Source organism: Singulisphaera rosea (assembly GCF_054877945.1).
Map to the genome: position 1 here is coordinate 1 of NZ_JBTYIP020000016.1, position 16,215 is coordinate 16,215.

10 protein-coding genes are annotated in these 16,215 nt (G+C 66.9%); 2 read left to right on the forward strand and 8 right to left on the reverse strand.

Annotation, left to right across the window (positions count from 1 at the left end; all coding sequences use genetic code 11):
• Positions 1–187 precede the first annotated feature (187 nt).
• The 8 genes from tssG to ACYOEI_RS23885 form a co-directional block, all read right to left on the reverse strand.
• Positions 188–1,219, reverse strand: a complete 1,032-nt coding sequence (gene tssG, locus ACYOEI_RS23850; RefSeq protein WP_462852135.1) for a type VI secretion system baseplate subunit TssG — start codon at positions 1,217–1,219, stop codon at positions 188–190.
• Complete coding sequence (gene tssF / locus ACYOEI_RS23855) at positions 1,183–3,009, reverse strand: type VI secretion system baseplate subunit TssF (protein ID WP_462852136.1); 1,827 nt, start codon at positions 3,007–3,009, stop codon at positions 1,183–1,185. Before tssF ends, tssG begins: the two co-directional genes overlap by 37 nt.
• Position 3,010: 1 nt before the next feature.
• Entirely contained in the window at positions 3,011–3,496 is a 486-nt protein-coding gene (gene tssE, locus ACYOEI_RS23860) for a type VI secretion system baseplate subunit TssE (RefSeq protein WP_462852137.1), read from the reverse strand.
• Positions 3,497–3,943: 447 nt separating this feature from the next.
• The gene (locus ACYOEI_RS23865) at positions 3,944–4,429 is read right to left on the reverse strand and encodes an Hcp family type VI secretion system effector (RefSeq protein ID WP_462852138.1); all 486 of its coding nucleotides are present in this window, start codon (positions 4,427–4,429) and stop codon (positions 3,944–3,946) included.
• A 278-nt stretch (positions 4,430–4,707) separates the two neighbouring features.
• On the reverse strand, positions 4,708–6,198 hold the full coding sequence (tssC, locus tag ACYOEI_RS23870) for a type VI secretion system contractile sheath large subunit (protein ID WP_462852139.1): 1,491 nt from the start codon (positions 6,196–6,198) through the stop codon (positions 4,708–4,710).
• 1 nt (position 6,199) lies between these two features.
• Complete coding sequence (gene tssB, locus ACYOEI_RS23875) at positions 6,200–6,724, reverse strand: type VI secretion system contractile sheath small subunit (protein WP_462852140.1); 525 nt, start codon at positions 6,722–6,724, stop codon at positions 6,200–6,202.
• 414 nt (positions 6,725–7,138) lie between these two features.
• Positions 7,139–9,007 carry a type VI secretion system protein TssA gene (gene tssA / locus ACYOEI_RS23880; protein WP_462852141.1) on the reverse strand — a complete coding sequence of 623 codons (1,869 nt, stop codon included), beginning with the start codon at positions 9,005–9,007 and terminating at the stop codon, positions 7,139–7,141.
• Between the two features lie 3 nt (positions 9,008–9,010).
• On the reverse strand, positions 9,011–9,859 hold the full coding sequence (locus tag ACYOEI_RS23885) for a type VI secretion system accessory protein TagJ (protein ID WP_462852142.1): 849 nt from the start codon (positions 9,857–9,859) through the stop codon (positions 9,011–9,013).
• 708 nt (positions 9,860–10,567) lie between these two features.
• Between ACYOEI_RS23885 and ACYOEI_RS23890 the strand changes: the two genes are divergently transcribed.
• Both ACYOEI_RS23890 and ACYOEI_RS23895 read left to right on the forward strand, forming a co-directional pair.
• The gene (locus ACYOEI_RS23890) at positions 10,568–11,887 is read left to right on the forward strand and encodes an FHA domain-containing protein (protein ID WP_462852143.1); all 1,320 of its coding nucleotides are present in this window, start codon (positions 10,568–10,570) and stop codon (positions 11,885–11,887) included.
• A gap of 143 nt (positions 11,888–12,030) precedes the next feature.
• Positions 12,031–16,008: a hypothetical protein gene (locus ACYOEI_RS23895; protein ID WP_462852144.1), complete on the forward strand. Its 3,978-nt coding sequence runs from the start codon at positions 12,031–12,033 to the stop codon at positions 16,006–16,008.
• The last annotated feature ends 207 nt before the right edge of the window (positions 16,009–16,215 follow it).

A 16,215-nucleotide genomic window follows, 5' to 3' on the forward strand; every position in this document is an offset into this window, starting at 1 on the left:
CGCCCCCACGCAAGACTCGCTTCCGGCTGCTGGCCCGGCTCTGCCGGACGGGATTGGTTACCCGCAGGGTTCCGATGAAAGGTTTCACATTCGCAATGATTCCCCTTTCCCGAGCTTCTTGGCGCAAGGTCAGACCTAGTTTCTAGTTTCTTTACGATGCCGCCGCCCAAGGGAGAGTCGAGGCCGTTCAGACCTGGCTGGCGAAGACGGCGTCCTCGACGTCCTTTTCGGGCGGGCGGCTGCAGAGCCAGGCGAAGCGGCCGAGGCAGGCGCCGGTGTCGGAGGGGCCGGAGCCGAGGCGGCATTCGGGGACTTCTTCGGCTTTGAGGACGAGCTGGACGTCGAACTCGAATTCGAGGTCGACGAACAGGCGGGCCATCTGGACGAAGGGGCGGAAGTCGGTGCCGTCGGGGAGCAAGGCGCGGAAGCGTTCGAAGGTGAGGGGGCCGATCTTGAGGCGGATGGTCCCTTGCTCGTCCCAGACTCGGGAGCCGATCACGAGGCTGACGCCCAACTGGTTGTGCTGGCCGGAGGAGCCCATCACGGAGCGGTCGCCGGGCTCGAGCTCGAGCCAGCGGCCGGAGAACTGGTGGACCTCGATCGGCATGCCGAAATAGTCGCGCAGGAGTCCTTCCAGGACAATGGCGGGACGATGGCGCTGGGCGAAGAAGCCGGCGTAGGGGAGGAGGGCGTCGTCGGGGAAGTCGTGCCGGTTTTGGAGGGGCGGGGCACCCATCCCGATCAGTTGGAAGAGGCTGCGGGCGAAGGGTTCGTCGGCGCCTCGGCCGTGGGCGACGAAGACGTGGTGCTTCTCCCAGGCGCGGTAGAAGAGGGAGAGGAGCCGGTGATTGAAGAGGTCGAGGAAGGCCGCAAGCGTGGAGTCGCCTTGCCGCTTGCGCTCGATCAAGAGTTCGGTATAGACCTGGGGGAGGACCCCCGAAGGGCCCATCAGGCCGAAGAAGTTGACGACCATCTCCGGCGGGCTTTGGGGATGGGGAGAGGACTCGAGCTGGTTGATCGCACTGGCGGGGAAATTGAGGGAGAGGAGCGAGCGGAACCGGGCGACTTCGCGGGAGGCGGGCCCTTTGTGGCCGACCAAGGCGCGGTCGGGGCGCAGGCGCTCGAGGAGCCGGACGGCCTGGAAGAAGTCGAACCGATAGGGCTCCTCGGCGAGCTCCTGCTCTAGAGGAGGGTCCGTTCGCCGGCTCGGGGTGGCCATTGCTTGAGGATTCCTTCGCGTTGTCGGGTCCGGGCCACCAGCCGCGTGAATGAGTTGATCGACGCGTAGAGTCCCAGGAACCGCTCCAGGACGCTGGCCATCAAGAAGACCCCACCGCCTACATATTGCGACTCGTCGAACTCGAGTTCAACCTCGACCCCGACGCAGACGGCGCCACCGATCTTGCGGCCGGTCCGCCCGGTCACCCGCCGGCTCGAGACCCCCGTGATCCCGGCGACCTGCTGGCGGGTCGCCGCGACGTCGGCGAAGTCGTAGATCGTGAGGACTTCGCGGAGGGCTTCAAGCCCCTCTTCCTTGTCGGCAAGCGAGAGGTGGTTGAGCGAGAGGTGGGAGATGAGCCGCCATTGGGCGCCGCGCCCCGACGGGGGGCGGAGCGGCCGGGTCGGCTTGACGAGGCAGCGGACGCGGCTCACGGGCCCTTGCCCCTCGAGCTCGAAGTCGCCCTGGTCGCCGCCGAACGGCAGGCGGCCCGGCAGGTCGCGATTCGTGCAGGTCGCGTGGATCGTGATCGTCTCGGTCGCCGGGAGCTTCGGGTCGAACTTCGGGTCGACGAAGGAGATGTCGACCTCGGTCCCCGGGTCGTCCTTCTTTTGGGAGGGCCGGCGCGTGGCGTACCAGTAAGCACCTCGAGGGCTGCCCGGGCGGGCGTGACGCATCGAATAAAAAGGCTCGTATTCGATGGGCTCGTCGAGGTAGCCGCCGACGCTCGTGACCCGGTCGATGGAATAGAGCTCGGTGGCCATCGGCCGATGGACGTCGGGGACGACGCGGTACTGGAACTGGGCCTGATTCAAGGGGATCGGCTCGGCCACGGTCGTGAACAGGTTCACGATCGGGGTGCAGCCGAGGCGGAAGTTCTCGGGCTGGACCGGCATGTCGGTCCTCGGCGACCGATTCAGGAAGAAGAGGACTTCGATGGAATCGCCGAAGTTCTTGCCAGCCAGCGCGTCGAGGCCGACGAGGTCGAAGAAGAGGAACTTCTCGGGGAAGGCGAAATACTCCTGGAGCAGCCGGTATCCGACGAACGAGCGGTTCGGGTAGTCGAACATCCCCTCGTCTCTGGAGAAGCCGACGGGCTCGACGGCTCCAGGCCCCAGCGCGATGGTCTCGCTCCGGCGGTCTCCCGACTGGCCGCGGACGAGGACCTGGCAGACGTTGTTGTGGAGGAACTCGTACAGGCTGTAGGGGAGCGGGCCGCTGCCGTCGAGGTAGAAGCGGAGCCGGTTGATCGCCAGTTGCGAGAAGGTCATCCCTGCCGTGCAGCGGAGCGTGAGCCGGAGCAGGGCGACGGCGCCGGGGGGTTTGTTGGGGAAGACGACGCGGTCGGGGTCGAGCTTGGCCGCCTCGACTTCGACCGGCCAGAGGGTGACGGGGTAGGCGGTCCGGAACCGGCAAGGGGTGCCCCCCACCGGCCGGGTATTCAGGCGGCTCCCGCGTTCGATCGTGAACCCGGAGGCGAGCTTGACCTGCTCGCGGCCGGGCATGAACTGGACGACGGACATCGACGGCAAGGGGCGGAGGAAGTGCGGGTAGAGGAGGCTCAGGAGCGAGTCGGTGATCTCGGGGAACTCGTCGTCGATCTTGTGCCGGATCCGCGCCGTGAGGAACGCGACCCCTTCGAGGAGGCGTTCGACGTGGGGGTCCTCGCATTTGTCGGCGTCGAGGAAGAGCCGGGAGGCGACCTTGGGGTACTTCTGGGCGAACTCGGCCCCGAGCTCTCTCAGGTAGGCGAGCTCGCCGTTGTAGTAGTGCAGGAGCTCGTCGATCATCTCATTCTCCCTCGACCACGAACGCCCTCCGGCTCACCTGGAAGACCGAGTCGAACGTGACCGGCTCCGGGGCGGGCTCGACCTTGAGCATTGCGTCGATCCGGAATCGGAGCGTGCGGTCGTAGTCCCGACTCTCGACCAGGGTGACTCGGACGTGGATCAGCCGGGGGTCGAAGCGGGTGATCGCCGCCTCGACCTGCCTCCTCAGTTTGTCCTGATCGTGCGGGTTGTTCAACATCGAGGAGACGAAGTCGGGCATTCCGAAGGTCAGGAGCGACCGGGCCAGGTGCGGGTACTCGATCGGACGATTGACGACGATCTGCCGGCTGTTGAGCAACCACTCGAGGTCGCGCTTGACCGACGCCTTGATCATGGCCAGGTGCTGCGAGCGGTTGGGCGCGGCCTCCTCGGAGACCTTGGGCTCGCGGTCGATCAGCCGGTCCAGGATCGAGGGGCGCAGGTCGAGGTCGTTTTCCGCTCGGGGCATGGGCTCGTCCCTTGGGGCCGCGATCGAGGGGAGAAATCATCCTTGATTGTATGGATGATTGAAATTGGGGTTCAACTCGTGTTCAACGGACGATGGCCGCGCCGCGAAGTCGTCCCTTTCGTCGCCCGGGAAACCGGCCGGCCCGTGGTGGGGCCGGCGTGGCCAGTCCAGATCTCTCGGCACGGAGTCCGGCCCCACGGACCTTGATCGGGGTTCCGAGGGTGGTGGGGCGTTGGGTCGCGGGGAGAGTTCTGGGAGGTCGGTCTGGTCTGGGCGGGAAGGCACGGACTGTCGCGGGCGGCCATCCCCGGGCCGCCGAGGGCGGCTGGGGCGTCGACTCTCTGGGGCCACCCCCTCCGGGCTCGGGGTCGGGAGGGGAAGACGGTCGGGAGGACCGGGGCCCGGGCTCTTGCGGACCGAGGGTCGGGGTCGTCTCCCGGCCTGGGATCAGACCTTCTTGTTCGCCTTGACGTCCCACCCCGCCTTGACGACGCCGGAGAGGGTACCGTCGGACTTCTGCTCCTTGTACTCGGTCTCGATCTTGGTGAAGTTGAAGCTGATCTGGTCGACCGGGACTTCGTTGCCGCCGTGGCTCCCGCCGGTCTGGTAGCTGGAGATGAGCACGTCGGACATCGTGACCTTCAAGAATTCCTGCTGCTCCTTGCCCGCCTTGCGGCAGACGAAGATGGCCGACTTGATGTGGTCGCCGCCGGCGCACGCCAGGAGCAGCTTGGGGGAGGCCTTGCAGTTCTTCATCACGAAGTGGAAGTCCTGCATGTTGACCTTGCCCGCACCGGCACCGCCGCCGCCCGCGCTCGTCCCGGTCTGCGACGCACCGAAGCTGAACGACTCGATGTCGATCTCGCCCTTGTGCTTGGCGTCCTGCGACTCGCCTTCGATCCCATCAATCTTCAGGAACATGTCGACAGCCATCGGAAACTCTCCTTTGAAAACTTGTTGGTTTGTTACTGCGGTCTCTTCTGACTCACCCTCATTACGCGGCTTTCGGCGGGAAGTGACGGTCGTTTTCTCGAGCCGATCGTTTCCCGAAGAGGCCGCCCCTGAGGGGCGTTTGGGCCGTGGCGGCACCCGGGGAGTGGTGTCGTCGGCCGGCCTGGTCGGGTGGCCGGCGACACCTCCCTGAAGGGTGGGACGCCTGGGTTTACGCGGCGACGAGCGGCCATGCGAGGCCGTCGTCGAAAGGGGGGCGGTCAGCCCCCTTGCGCGGGCGGCGGCAGCTCGGCCACCAGGCGCAGGGAGATCGTCAGTTCGTCGAGCTGGAAGTGGGGCTTCAGGAACGCCACCGCCTTGTAGCAGCCCGGCTTGCCCGGCACGTCCACGACCTCGATCCGGGCGTCACGCAGCGGGAACTGCGCCTTGGTGTCGGCGGACGCCGTGTCGTCGGGCGTCACGTAGTTCACGATCCAGGTGTTGAGGAACCGCTCGCAGTCGGCCCGGCTCGAGAAGCTGCCGATCTTGTCCCGCATCATCGACTTGAGGTAGTGGGCGAACCTCGATACCGAGAAGATGTACGGGAGCTGGGTCGAGAGCCTCGCGTTGGCGTTCGCCGCGTCGGTGTTGTAGAGCTTGGACTTCTGGGCCGACTGGGCGGCGAAGAAGGCGGCGTAGTCGGTGTTCTTGCAGTGGACCAGGGGGATGAAGCCGAGGTCCGAGAGCTCCTTCTCACGCCGGTCGGTGATGGCGATCTCGGTCGGACACTTCAATGCCACATCACCGGCGTCCGTCTTGAACGTGTGGGAGGGCAGGCCTGTGACGAGGCCACCCCCCTCGACGCCACGAATTGCGGCGCACCAGTGATGCCGGGCGAACGCTTCGGTCAACCGGGTGGCGAAGGCGTAAGCGGCGTTGCCCCAGAGATACTTCGAGTGGTCGGTGCCGTCGACCTCTTCCTCGAAGTTGAACGCCTCCACCGGCGTGGTGTCGCGGCCGTAGGGGAGCCGCATCAGGATGTGCGGCAGGGCGAGGCCCACGTATCGCGCGTCTTCCGACTCGCGGAACGAACGCCACTTCACGTAGTCATTCGTCTCGAAGGTCTTGCTCAGGTCGCGCGGGCCCGACATCTCGGTGAAGTCGTCCCAGTTGAACAGTTGCGGGCTCGCCGCCGTGAGGAACGGGGCGTGCGACGCGGCGGCCACGTTCGAGATCTTCTCGAGCAGGGCGATGTCCTGAGGGTGGCGCGTGAACTCGTAGTCGCCGACCAGGGCGCCGAACGGCGAGCCGCCGAACGTGCCGAACTCTTCTTCATACACCTTCTTGAACAAGGCGCTCTGGTCGAACTCCGGCGCCCGCTCCATGTCTTTGAGCAGGTCCTTCTTCGACGTGTTCATCACCTTGAGCTTGAGCGATGTGCTGGTCTCCGACTGATGCACCAGGTAGTGCAGGCCGCGCCAGGACGCCTCGAGCTTCTGGAAATCCTCGTGGTGGAGGATGGCGTTGAGCTGCTTGGAGATCAACTTGTCGATGTCGGCGATCCGGGCGTTGACCATGGCCTGGGTGTCCTTCGACACCTTCATGGTCCCGGCCATGACCTGGTCGACGAACGTGCCGATCAGGTCTTTCGCGAGCGCCCGTTGTTCGTCATCCCGGGCCATGCGCCCTTGGGAGATGATCTGGTCCAGGAGGCTGGTTTCCTGGGTTTCCGCGGACGACGTCGTCTGGCTTTGTTCGGCGGCACCGCTCATCTTAGGCCTCCTCGGGCGTGGTCGTACCCCGTCCCATTTCGTCACTGAGCTTCTTGAGTGAGTCGGTGTTGGTCACCACGTCCAGGAGCAGTTGCTCGAGCTTGTCATTGCCGTCCATCTTGTTGAGGAGGTCGGAGAGTCGGTCCCGGGCCTCCAGCAGCTTGCGGAGCGGATCGATCTGCCGGACGACCTGCTCGGGCTCGAAGTCCCGGATGTGGTTGAATTTGAGCTCGACGTTGACCTTGGAGCCGTCGTCCTGGAGCGTGTTGTCGACCTGGAAGGCCAGGCGGGGCTTGATCGCCGAGAGGACCTTGTTGAAATTGTCGCGGTCGATGTCGACGAACTTGCGGTCCTTGAGCCGGGGCAGGGCCTCTTCGGGCTTGCCCGAGAGGTCGGCCAGGACGCCCAGGACGAACGGCAACTCCTTCATTTGGATCGCGCCGCCGACCTCGACGTCATAAGTCAGATGGACGCGAGGACGGCGGACGCGGTCCAGCTTGTGCTGCGTACTTTCGATCGACGGCATCGGTTCCTTCTCCGAAAAGACGCCTCGTTCGGTTTGGAAAGAGGCTGGACGCCTGGGCCCGAGTCTCGGTGCACGTCCCGGGACTCGCCGTCCCAATGGATATCGCTTTCCCGGACCGAAACGGACATCTCGCCTTTCCCGGTTTTTTCCGAGGGGGCGAGGACGGCCATGACAACGCGCAGGACATGGGGTGAATCGACGTTGGATCGCTCAAGAATGTGGCCACATCCCCGGTGTGTCAATCATTTTTTCGATCATCCGAGGGCCTTTCCGGACGCCGACCGGGTTGCGAGCCGAGGGGGCGTCACTCGTTCTCTCGCAAGAATTTACGGCGCGAGCGACCGGGCTCCCCATCGCCGGGAACGATCGGAGTGCCTTGATGATTGCATTCGTCGCCGGCGGGTCGTCCGGCGCTCAGCCGAAGAGGTCCGCCGCGAAGGACGACGCCTGGTTGATGTCGAGCCGGCATAAACGCGCGAAAACTTGCCGGGCTTTTTCTTCCGAGCCGTTCGCGATCCCCGGGGTTCGGAGGCAGCGATAATAGGCCGCCCAGACTCGGGCGCAGAGGGTCTCCGACTCCCAGGTCTCGAGGTGGAACTCGTCGACCTGCCGCGCGAGGTCCTCGCAGAGCGGCAGCGCCACGTGGTGGCGATTGCCCATGAGGCAGAGCTCGGCGAGCTCGAGCTTGCGGTGGAACCGCTCGCGGCCCGTCGGCGCGGTCGACATCGCCCGGCGGACCAGGTCGATCGCCTCGGGGGTCCGCCCTGCCCGGGCGAGCTCGAGCGCCGAGGCCCAGATGTCGGGCGTCCCGTCCTCCGGAGTGGCGACCGGGACGTAAGCCGGCATCGGAGGGGGAGGGGCGTACCCGTCCGACGATTGGGCCGCCTCGGGGGGGGCGGGGAGGACCTCGTCCTTCAGCCAGGCGCGCGTCTCGGAGCTCGCGGTCGGCGTGCCGTCGGCGAGCTCGCCCTCGAGCAGGTCGGGGTAGTCGGCGAGGAAGGTCCGCAGCAGCCCCTTGCAGGCGTTCGCGGCGGCGGTGCGATCGGGGTAGGTCGAGGCCATCGCCACGAGGGCGTAGCGGTGGAGGTCGAGCCAGGCACGCCCCTCGGTCCGGGAGAGGGCCTGCTCGACCTGTTCGAGGAGCTGGTCCCACTCCCCCTCGGCCATGAGCCGCTTGAGGTTCATCCGGACCGTGCTCGAAGGCGCGTCGCAGAGGGACGTGTCGGCGGGCTGGCCCGGCCCATACACTTCGCCCATGCGCAGGGCACGGACGACGAGGAACGGTACCGGGCTCGACGGGTCGTTCTCGCGGAGGTAGGCGGCGACCTCCTTGACCCGCTCATACGCGTCGGGCACGTCCGCGATCGGGCCCCCCGAGGCGCGGGCCGGGGCGCGTCGGCGAGGGGCCGGCTTCGGCTCCTCGTCCCAGCTCGACGACTCGGACTCATACGTCTCCGATTCCGCCTCCTCGGCGGGCGAAGACTCTTCGTCGGCAGGGTCGGGCTCGGCCGCGCGCTTGGCCGTGAGGATCGGCCCGAGGAGGACCCGGCAGTCTTCGATCGCCTTGCGGATGTGGCTCAGGCCGGGCGACTGCCTGCCGAAGCGCTGATCGAGGCTGTCGTCGAGCGCCTTGAGGCTCTCGGCGCACTCCTTGAGATCCTCGGCGAGCGCTTCGTAGAATCGCCGAGGGGACTGGGAGACGGCCTCGTCGAACTGCCTCGAGGTGATCTTGCCCTCGGAGATGAGGGTCTCCATCAACTCCGGGTTCTTGAGGCCGACGTTGTCCGTCGCGCGGGATTCCTGATAGCGGTAGTACGAGTACTGCTCTTCGCCGAATCCCGAGGTCATCGGGACGCTTCGGATCATCGTCGGGAGGACCCGGTTGAGGAGCTCGTAGGGGGACCCTCGAGATTCGAGGTCGCCGTCGTCGATCTCCGGATAGCAGGTCTCCCAGAAGGCTTCCTGGAGTTCTCGGAGGAGTCGGAATCCGTCGCGGAGGCCGGCGAACTTGTGCCGTTTCCCGAGGCCTTCGGTGATCCAGGCGGCGATCTGGAGGTCCTTGGTCTTGCGCTTCAGGAGCTCCATCCCGAGCTCGATCACGCGCTCCCAGTCGGCCGTCTTCGCCTTGCGCTGCCAATCGCCCTGGGCGGTGTCGTCCTCGGAGCGCCTGGCTTCGCGGAGCTCGTCGTAGGCGGGCTCATAGGCGAGGTTTTCGCCCGAGGGATTGTCGCCGGGGATCGGTGTCAGGGCGTCTTCGACGTCGAGGACGGTCGGGGTGGACATAGGTCAGGCCTGGTCCTCGGGTTGTTCGGGTGACGCGGGGGCGTCTGCGGCGCCTGAGGTGGTGTTGAACTGGACCTCGCCGAGTTCCAGCAGGGTCTTCGCGTCGTCGCCGATCAAGAACAGCTTCTGTCCGAGCCCCTTGGTAATCCCCGAGCCCAGGTCGAGCCACTCGGTCTTGCGCCCGAGCTTGAGGAGGTCATCCTCGCTCTTCGTGGTGCCGGGGTAGAGGTTCGGCAGGTGCACTTCGCCGAGTTGTCCGTCGAATGTCGCGACCTGAGCGGGGATCCAGAGGAGGTCTCGGAGGGTCTTCGGCTGCGAGACCTCGAGGTATTGAATGTGCTCCCAGGGGAGCCAGAAGTAGCTGCCTCGCGCGAAGACTTCCAAGACGGGGGCGAGGATGTCGTCGGCGTCCTGGAACCCCTCGAATTGGGCGTTTGCCGACGTCCCTCGGATCACGTCCGCCTCGGCGGCCGAGCGATCGAGGATCGTTCGGGCCTCATCGAGGCGCCCTTGCCGGACCATCTCCAGGGCCTCGAGGTGCCGGTCCGAGCGTTCGGGGGGAGCGAGGATGAACCGGGGGCGCCGGCCTTCTTCAAAGAGCTGGGCTCGGGCCGTTTCGGCGGCGAGGAGGTCTTTGTAGGACTGGGCCCCGATCTGGGCCTCGGCACCCTCGCTCAACTGGGCGATCGCGTCGAGCTGACGGTGGGCGCGGGTGAGGTCGCCGGCGTAGCAGAGGAGCTCGAACAGGAAGATGCGCCTGGTCAGGTCGCTCGGAGATTTCCGGATCTCCTCCGTCAACGACCCGATCGCTCCGACCAGCTCGCCCTTGTCCAAGAACCCTCGGGCTTTCATGACGTCCCTTTTCTGTCGAGAGGACGGAGGGGCGGCATCGCCACGCGTTTCCAAAAGGATCGCGTGACGACCTCGGCCATGACGACGGTATGTCGCGAGGCGACGACCCATCGCCGATTTTCCATTGTACATGGTGGCCACGGCAGTCATACGAGGCTCATGTTTTATGAGGACACTTGGGTTGCGAGAATCGGAGATTTTCCCGAGGGGGGTCACGAGCCCCCGTCCTTCGGGTAGTTGACTTCATACTCTCGGGGGAGCGACCGTGGCCTGATCGGCTTCGGGGTTCATCGACGGAACCGTCCGGCCTGGAATGGCTTGGGAAAAGGCCGGCCATCCCGTAAAAGGTGCTTTGACGGTGCCCGTGCGGAACGCCTATAGTAAGGAAGGATCTGGGCAGGGGACGCTCGCCCGCGTAACCTATCTGAACACGTCCTGGACGAACCCGGGAAGACTCGAGAGTCGAGGCGCGACCCGATAAGGGTGTCGATCCGACAGCCCTGGAACCGGAGGAGACGGATGGCGCAAGCCTGCCCCCGTTGCCAATCGACGGTCGGCGACGAACTCGTGCGTTGTCCGGAATGCGGAGAGGACCTCGACCCCTGCCGCACGATCCCGCCGGCACAACCGCGCCACCGGAGTCCGTCGAAGTCTCCAAGCCCGTCGCGTAAGTCCTCTCGACCGGAATCTTCGGATCGGCCTTCGGAGTTGGACTCGTACGCACCTGCGCCCCCCATGCCGGCCCGGAAGAAATCGTCGGCCGGGTCGCGCCCGGCGTCGTCCCCGCCTCGGATCACCAGCGGGACCGCCCATCCCCAGGCCCAGGCGTCTCCCACGCCGGCACCGCCCCGACCCTATCAGACGCCGGCGCCGGGTCCGGCTCCCGGGTATCCGGCGCCTCCTCCCGACCCGACCCCGCCGCCCTACGGCCAGCCGAGCGTGGCCCCGGCGGCCTCCGCGCCTTCCGAACCCCCGGGCGGCGTCCGAGGGTGGATGATCAAGATGCTGGGCGGGGCCCCCAAAGCCCCCCAGGGCCCGTCCCACGACCGTCACCCGGCGCCGACGCCCGTGTATTCCCCGATGGACGGGTATCAGGCGCCTCCGCCCCCGCCCCAGTATCGGCCCGAACCTCCCCCACAGTATCGACCCGAGCCGGCTCCCCAGTACCGCGCCGAGCCGCCGGGCTATCCGGGGCACTCCTACCCGCCACCGCCACCGCAACCGTCCCCGCCTTCTCCCGCACCGTCACCGACGACCGACCCGGCGCGGCCACTCTCGCCGTCTCTGTTCGATCGGAACAATGATGACGACGACGGGAAGACCCGTTTCATCGCCGGCGTCAACATCGACAAGTTGAACATCCCGAGGCATGTCAACACGCTCCAGATCCTCGGGAGCAACGGACAGTGGTATGATTGGGGCCCGATCCATGCCAAGGGGATGAACGTCGGCCGCGCCAAGAGTAGCGCCGACTTCCCCGGCCTCAACAGCATGGCCGTCCGGCACATGAAGTTCAGTTACAACCGGGCGAACCTCATGGTCGAGGACATGGGCTCGATCAACGGGGTCTTCGTGCAGGTGACCAGCCCGCTCGAACTCGCCGACGGGATGCGGTTCCGGGTCGGCAGCCAGCGGATCGAGTTCCACCGGCCCGAAGGGTTCGACTCCGTCACTCCCCTCGTCGCCGAGGACGGTGAGGAGTTCTGCGGGGGCGACCTCGTGCCGCTCGCGTTCCTGGACATGATCCGCCCGAACGGCAAGCCGGGCCTCCGCTTCCCGATCACCAAGCCGGGCGTCACGGTCATCGGCCGCGAAGGGTCCGCCGTCGACATCGCCCTGACGGGCGACAACGCCGTCAGCGGGATGCACGCGCAGATCCGGCAGCAAGACGGGAGCTTCTACCTGGAAGACCTCCGGAGCCGGAACGGGACCTTCGTCCAGATTTTCGACCCGTATGTCGTCAAGTCGGGCGACGTCATCCTCGCGGGACGTGTGCTCTTCCGCGTCGTCGATCAGGCCGGCGGCTGAGGCGAGGTGGGGTTTCCCCTCGCGCCGGCTCCGTCGGCGTCTGCGAAGGTTCGCGAGGCCGTTTGCCGACGCGAACGGCCCGGTCCCTCGGCCGATTGTCGGGATCGTCCGCCCCCCCCGGGAACTTCATCCGAAGGCAGGTCATGACAAGCGCGATGGTCCTTCCCGGCCGCAGGAAGTCCCGGCTCGCCGGCCTCTTCGGCATTCGGCGCGTTTCCCGGCCGACGCTCTCCTGGGTCATCCTGACGACGACCACGCTGATCGTCGCGGTGGTCTTATTGGTCTGGGTCCTCCTCTGGCTCAATCGGCCCAGGACCGGCGTCGCGGGCTGGTGGGTCGCCCAGCGAGGGCTCACACTCCCCGTGATCGGATACCAAGGCGAGGACGTTCGGAGGATCGCCCGAGGAGCGTTGGGGGCGGTCCCTGCCGATTCGGGTTACCCGTCGGTCGAGCAACTCCTGCGGAATCGGGTCGCGAGCACCGGCCGCCGACCCGTTGTGGTCTATCTCTCGGCCGCGGGCGTCTCGGATGAACGCGGCGGGTTTCTGCTCCGCCCCGAGCCCGGTCCATTGCCGCCCGATCGGTCGTCGGGGTCGGGGCCGTCGCCGATCAGCGTCGAGACGCTCGTCGGACTCTTCGACGACGACCCCACTCGACCCAAGTTGCTGATCTTGGATGCCGGGCAGGTCGGGAGCGACCGGAACCTGGGGGTTTATTCGAATGGATTCATGCATCAACTGAAGTCATACCTCGAGTCGAAACCCGTGAAGGGGTTCGTCGTGCTCAGCTCGTCCGCCCCCGGCCAGTTGAGCTGGACGAGCGAGGCCGACCGCTGCTCGGTCTTCGGGTATTACGTCGCCCTGGGGATGTCCGGGAAGGCGGCGGGGTGGGATAGCACGACCCGAGGGCTGACGGTCCGGGCGCTGGCCAACTACGTCCGGCAGCACGTGAGGGATTGGGCCTCGGCGAATCGCCAGGCCGAACAGACGCCGGAGTTGCTCGGCGACCCGGACGTCAACTTCGCCTTGCCTCGGATGTCGCCGGCCCGGCCGGCGCCGGCGGCCGGCGATCCGGCCGCCGACAAGGTGCTGGCCCTGTTGAACGACGGGTGGGCCAAGCACGATGCACTCCGGGCCCGTCGGCCGTTTCGCAACACGCCGACGCTCTGGCGACAGTATCAGGAGACGCTCCTCCACGGCGAGCGCCTGATTCGTGCCGGCGACCTGATCGAGGCCGAGGCCACCCTCGGGAACCTGGCCAGCCTCGGCAAGCGGATCGCCGATGGGGCGGCGGGGGTCCCGATGGAGACCTACTGGTCGCTCGCCCTCCTCGAGCGCCATTCGTCGGAGGCCAAGTCCCTTGCTGCGGAAGTGGCGGGTGCCAACGATCGTCTCGATCAAGCCTTGAAGGAGTTGGTCGAGGGGACGCCGGAGGCCGAAGCTCCGGCCGAAGAGGGGGCCAAGAGTCCCGATCCTGCTCCCGCCCCCGACCCGGCGAAGAAGGCCGAAGCTCCGGGGCCGGAAGAGGGAGACACGCCTGGCGCCGAGGGTGCGACGAAGGGTCGCCCGCGTGGGGTCGTCTCGAGCTCGACGAAGACCCCGAAGTCGCCCCGAGCGAAGCCGAAGGGGGGCGAGTCGATGCTCTCGACCTTGATCGTGAAGTCCGACGAGGCCTATCCCCAGTATCTCGAGGCCCAGTTGCTCGTCTGGGCCGACACGTTCACCAAGCGTGGGCCGTTGCGCGACGCGTTCCGAGGGGCCCGAGGGGACCTGCTCGCCGACGCCTTGCGCACCCGACGCGCGGCCGAGCGGGCGGTCGCGGCCGACGAACGCATTTCCCGGTGGGTGGTCCCGCTGGTCGAGGCGGGGGACCTGCTGCGTCGCCGGGCCCAGGACGAGCTCTTCGGCGCCGACCCGGCGCAGTTCGAGGCCCTCGCCAAGCTCCTCGAACAGGCCCGAGAACGCTACCGCCAGGCCCTCGAGGTCGCCGATCAGGGGACCCGGGCAATCGACCTCGTCGAGCAGCTCGAGGCCGAATTGCCCTACTACGGCGAGTGGAAGGCGAGGCGCGATCCCAGGCGAGACTCCGCCCTCGACCCGGCGTTCGTCGAGCTTCTGGCGGCGACGACCTCGCTGGCTCGTCAGATTGCGGCCCAGGTCCAGGTCTCCTCGTCGGGGGCCGATGCGAAGGATGGGGGCGAGGATCCGCTGACGGCCCACCTCGCCTTGGCCAAGAAGTGGGAGACGCAGACGCGTCTGGTCCGGTCCGCCTTCGACCGCTTGCGTGAGGACTTCCAGGGCCATTGCGCCGGGCTCGCGGCTTCGGGGGGTTCGGGGCGTTGGCGTGACCTCGACGCCGCCCTCGACGTCCCCCTGATCGATGTTGAGCTGCGTCGACAACTCCTCCAAGGCGTGCGTTCGTCGACGACGGCCGGGGCCTTGGCAAGCCCCGACCTGTCGGAGCGTCCCCTCGAGAAGTCGAAGCTCTCGGCGCTCGTCGGTTCGGACGTGGGGAGCTTGGGCGGGCGATCCGCCGAAGCCAAGGCCGGCGGTGACGGGGGGGACATGGCCTCGCCCGACCCCGAATTGGGGCGGATCGCGCTTCGGCTCGCGCGACTGGAGTGGGGCCTGCTCGAACTCGGTGGCGCCTCGGACACCGACCTTGCCGGCCTCTCGGACACGTATGACTCGGCCCGAGGCTCGTTGACGGGCCGCCCCGGCGGGTCGAACGAGTCGTTCGACCGACTCTCGGAGCGGTTGCGGGCCCTCAGGGCGGGTCGGGCGAGGGCGATCCAGCAGGACCGTGGCCAGACCTTCGCCGCCCTCGTCGACGCCGATCGGGCGCTTCGGGCGCTCCCCTTGTCCGACGCCCTCGGGCTCTCCGACAAGCCGGCCGAGGCCCTCAACCGCTACCACCGTCACACCTTGTTGGTCTGGCAGGGCAACCGGTTGCTCCAGGACTATGCCCCGACCCATGCTCGTCGCGTCCTCGAAGACGCGCGCCAGTTTGCGGAGACCGAGCCGCTCCGGGAGGCCTTCGACCTGGCCGCGGCGATGGAACGCGCCCGGCTCGAGCTCAAGTCCGACCCGATCGGCTCGCTGACTGTCACCGACTGGACGGAACAGCCGATGGCGGTCGCGTTGAATGCCGCCGGGAGCCTGCCCGAAGGGGAAGCCACGATCCTCGTTGGCTTCGACCCGACGCTCCCGGTCAGCGTCACCGAGAAGGCCTCACGCGCCAACGCCCGCGAGGGGAGTCTCCTGCCGGTCCACGCGGACCGACTGGGTGGCCGGAAGGATTTCCTGGTCGGTCGGACCGAATCCACGCACGAGTCCCTGGCGGTTCGCCTGTCGCCTGTCGCCTTCTACCGCGGCCGGATCTTCCCGGCCGAGCGAGGGGTCGACGTCACGTTGGATCCGGCGAGCGACCCGGTCACGGTGACGATCCGCCAGTCGTACGAAGGGATCAACAAGAATTTCACCGACCAGTTCAAGGAGCATCCCGGCCAGGGCTACCTGCACTTCGGCACCGAGCTCAAGTACAAGCTCATGATGACGACCACGAAGCCGATGAAGGTCGTGGTCCGCTACGGGTTCAAAGAACACCTCGAGTCGTTCAAGACCAAGACCGTGGAAATCGGCCCGAAGAAGGCGGGCGAGATCCACGACATCATCAAGGGGACCGACTTCCCTCTCATCAAGGAAGAGACGCTCGCACTCGCCCCGCTGAACCTGATGGTAACCATCTGGAAGGACCGGGAGAACGGCGAGGTGCAGGGGAGGGCCAAGTATGTTTTCCGGGTGATCCCGCCCAACCAGTACATCGCGACGTTCGCGGAATTCGACCCGGCCTCGCGTTATATCAACATTTGGGTGAGCCACCTGGGCAGCGACCCGGTGACGGGCCCGGTGACGATCATTGCGTCGGTCGGCGGGGGTGAGATCCGGGTCGTTACCCCGCGTTCTCGGATCGCGACCTTCTCGTTCCCCGTGCCGCTGATGGTCAAGTCGGTCACCTGGCGGGTCGGCGTCGAGCACGTGCCGAACGCGTATCGCGAGACCATCGACACGCCGCCTCCCCCGAATCTGGTCCAGCCTCCGGCGGCGGCGCCTGAGCAGTGATGTGAGGTTCGGCACCGTGTGGTCCCGCTCGGGGCATGGGCCGTCACAACCCGGGCTTGCCGCCCGTAAGTCGGCGAAGTCGGGGCCGCAACCGGCGTCGTCGGTGTCATTCGGCCTCGGTCTCAAGGCCCCCTCGGTCCGGTCGGTCGTCGCGAGACGATCAGGTCCTCGGGTCGTCGATTTCCCCGTCCGGCTCGGCGAGAATCG

Excerpts from the sequence above, each read along its gene's own strand:
- tssG (WP_462852135.1), bottom strand. The coding sequence starts at position 1,219 with ATGGCCACCCCGAGCCGGCGAACGGACCCTCCTCTAGAGCAGGAGCTC.
- tssF (WP_462852136.1), bottom strand. The coding sequence starts at position 3,009 with ATGATCGACGAGCTCCTGCACTACTACAACGGCGAGCTCGCCTACCTG.
- tssE (WP_462852137.1), bottom strand. The coding sequence starts at position 3,496 with ATGCCCCGAGCGGAAAACGACCTCGACCTGCGCCCCTCGATCCTGGAC.
- ACYOEI_RS23865 (WP_462852138.1), bottom strand. The coding sequence starts at position 4,429 with ATGGCTGTCGACATGTTCCTGAAGATTGATGGGATCGAAGGCGAGTCG.
- tssC (WP_462852139.1), bottom strand. The coding sequence starts at position 6,198 with ATGAGCGGTGCCGCCGAACAAAGCCAGACGACGTCGTCCGCGGAAACC.
- tssB (WP_462852140.1), bottom strand. The coding sequence starts at position 6,724 with ATGCCGTCGATCGAAAGTACGCAGCACAAGCTGGACCGCGTCCGCCGT.
- tssA (WP_462852141.1), bottom strand. The coding sequence starts at position 9,007 with ATGTCCACCCCGACCGTCCTCGACGTCGAAGACGCCCTGACACCGATC.
- ACYOEI_RS23885 (WP_462852142.1), bottom strand. The coding sequence starts at position 9,859 with ATGAAAGCCCGAGGGTTCTTGGACAAGGGCGAGCTGGTCGGAGCGATC.
- ACYOEI_RS23895 (WP_462852144.1), top strand. The coding sequence starts at position 12,031 with ATGACAAGCGCGATGGTCCTTCCCGGCCGCAGGAAGTCCCGGCTCGCC.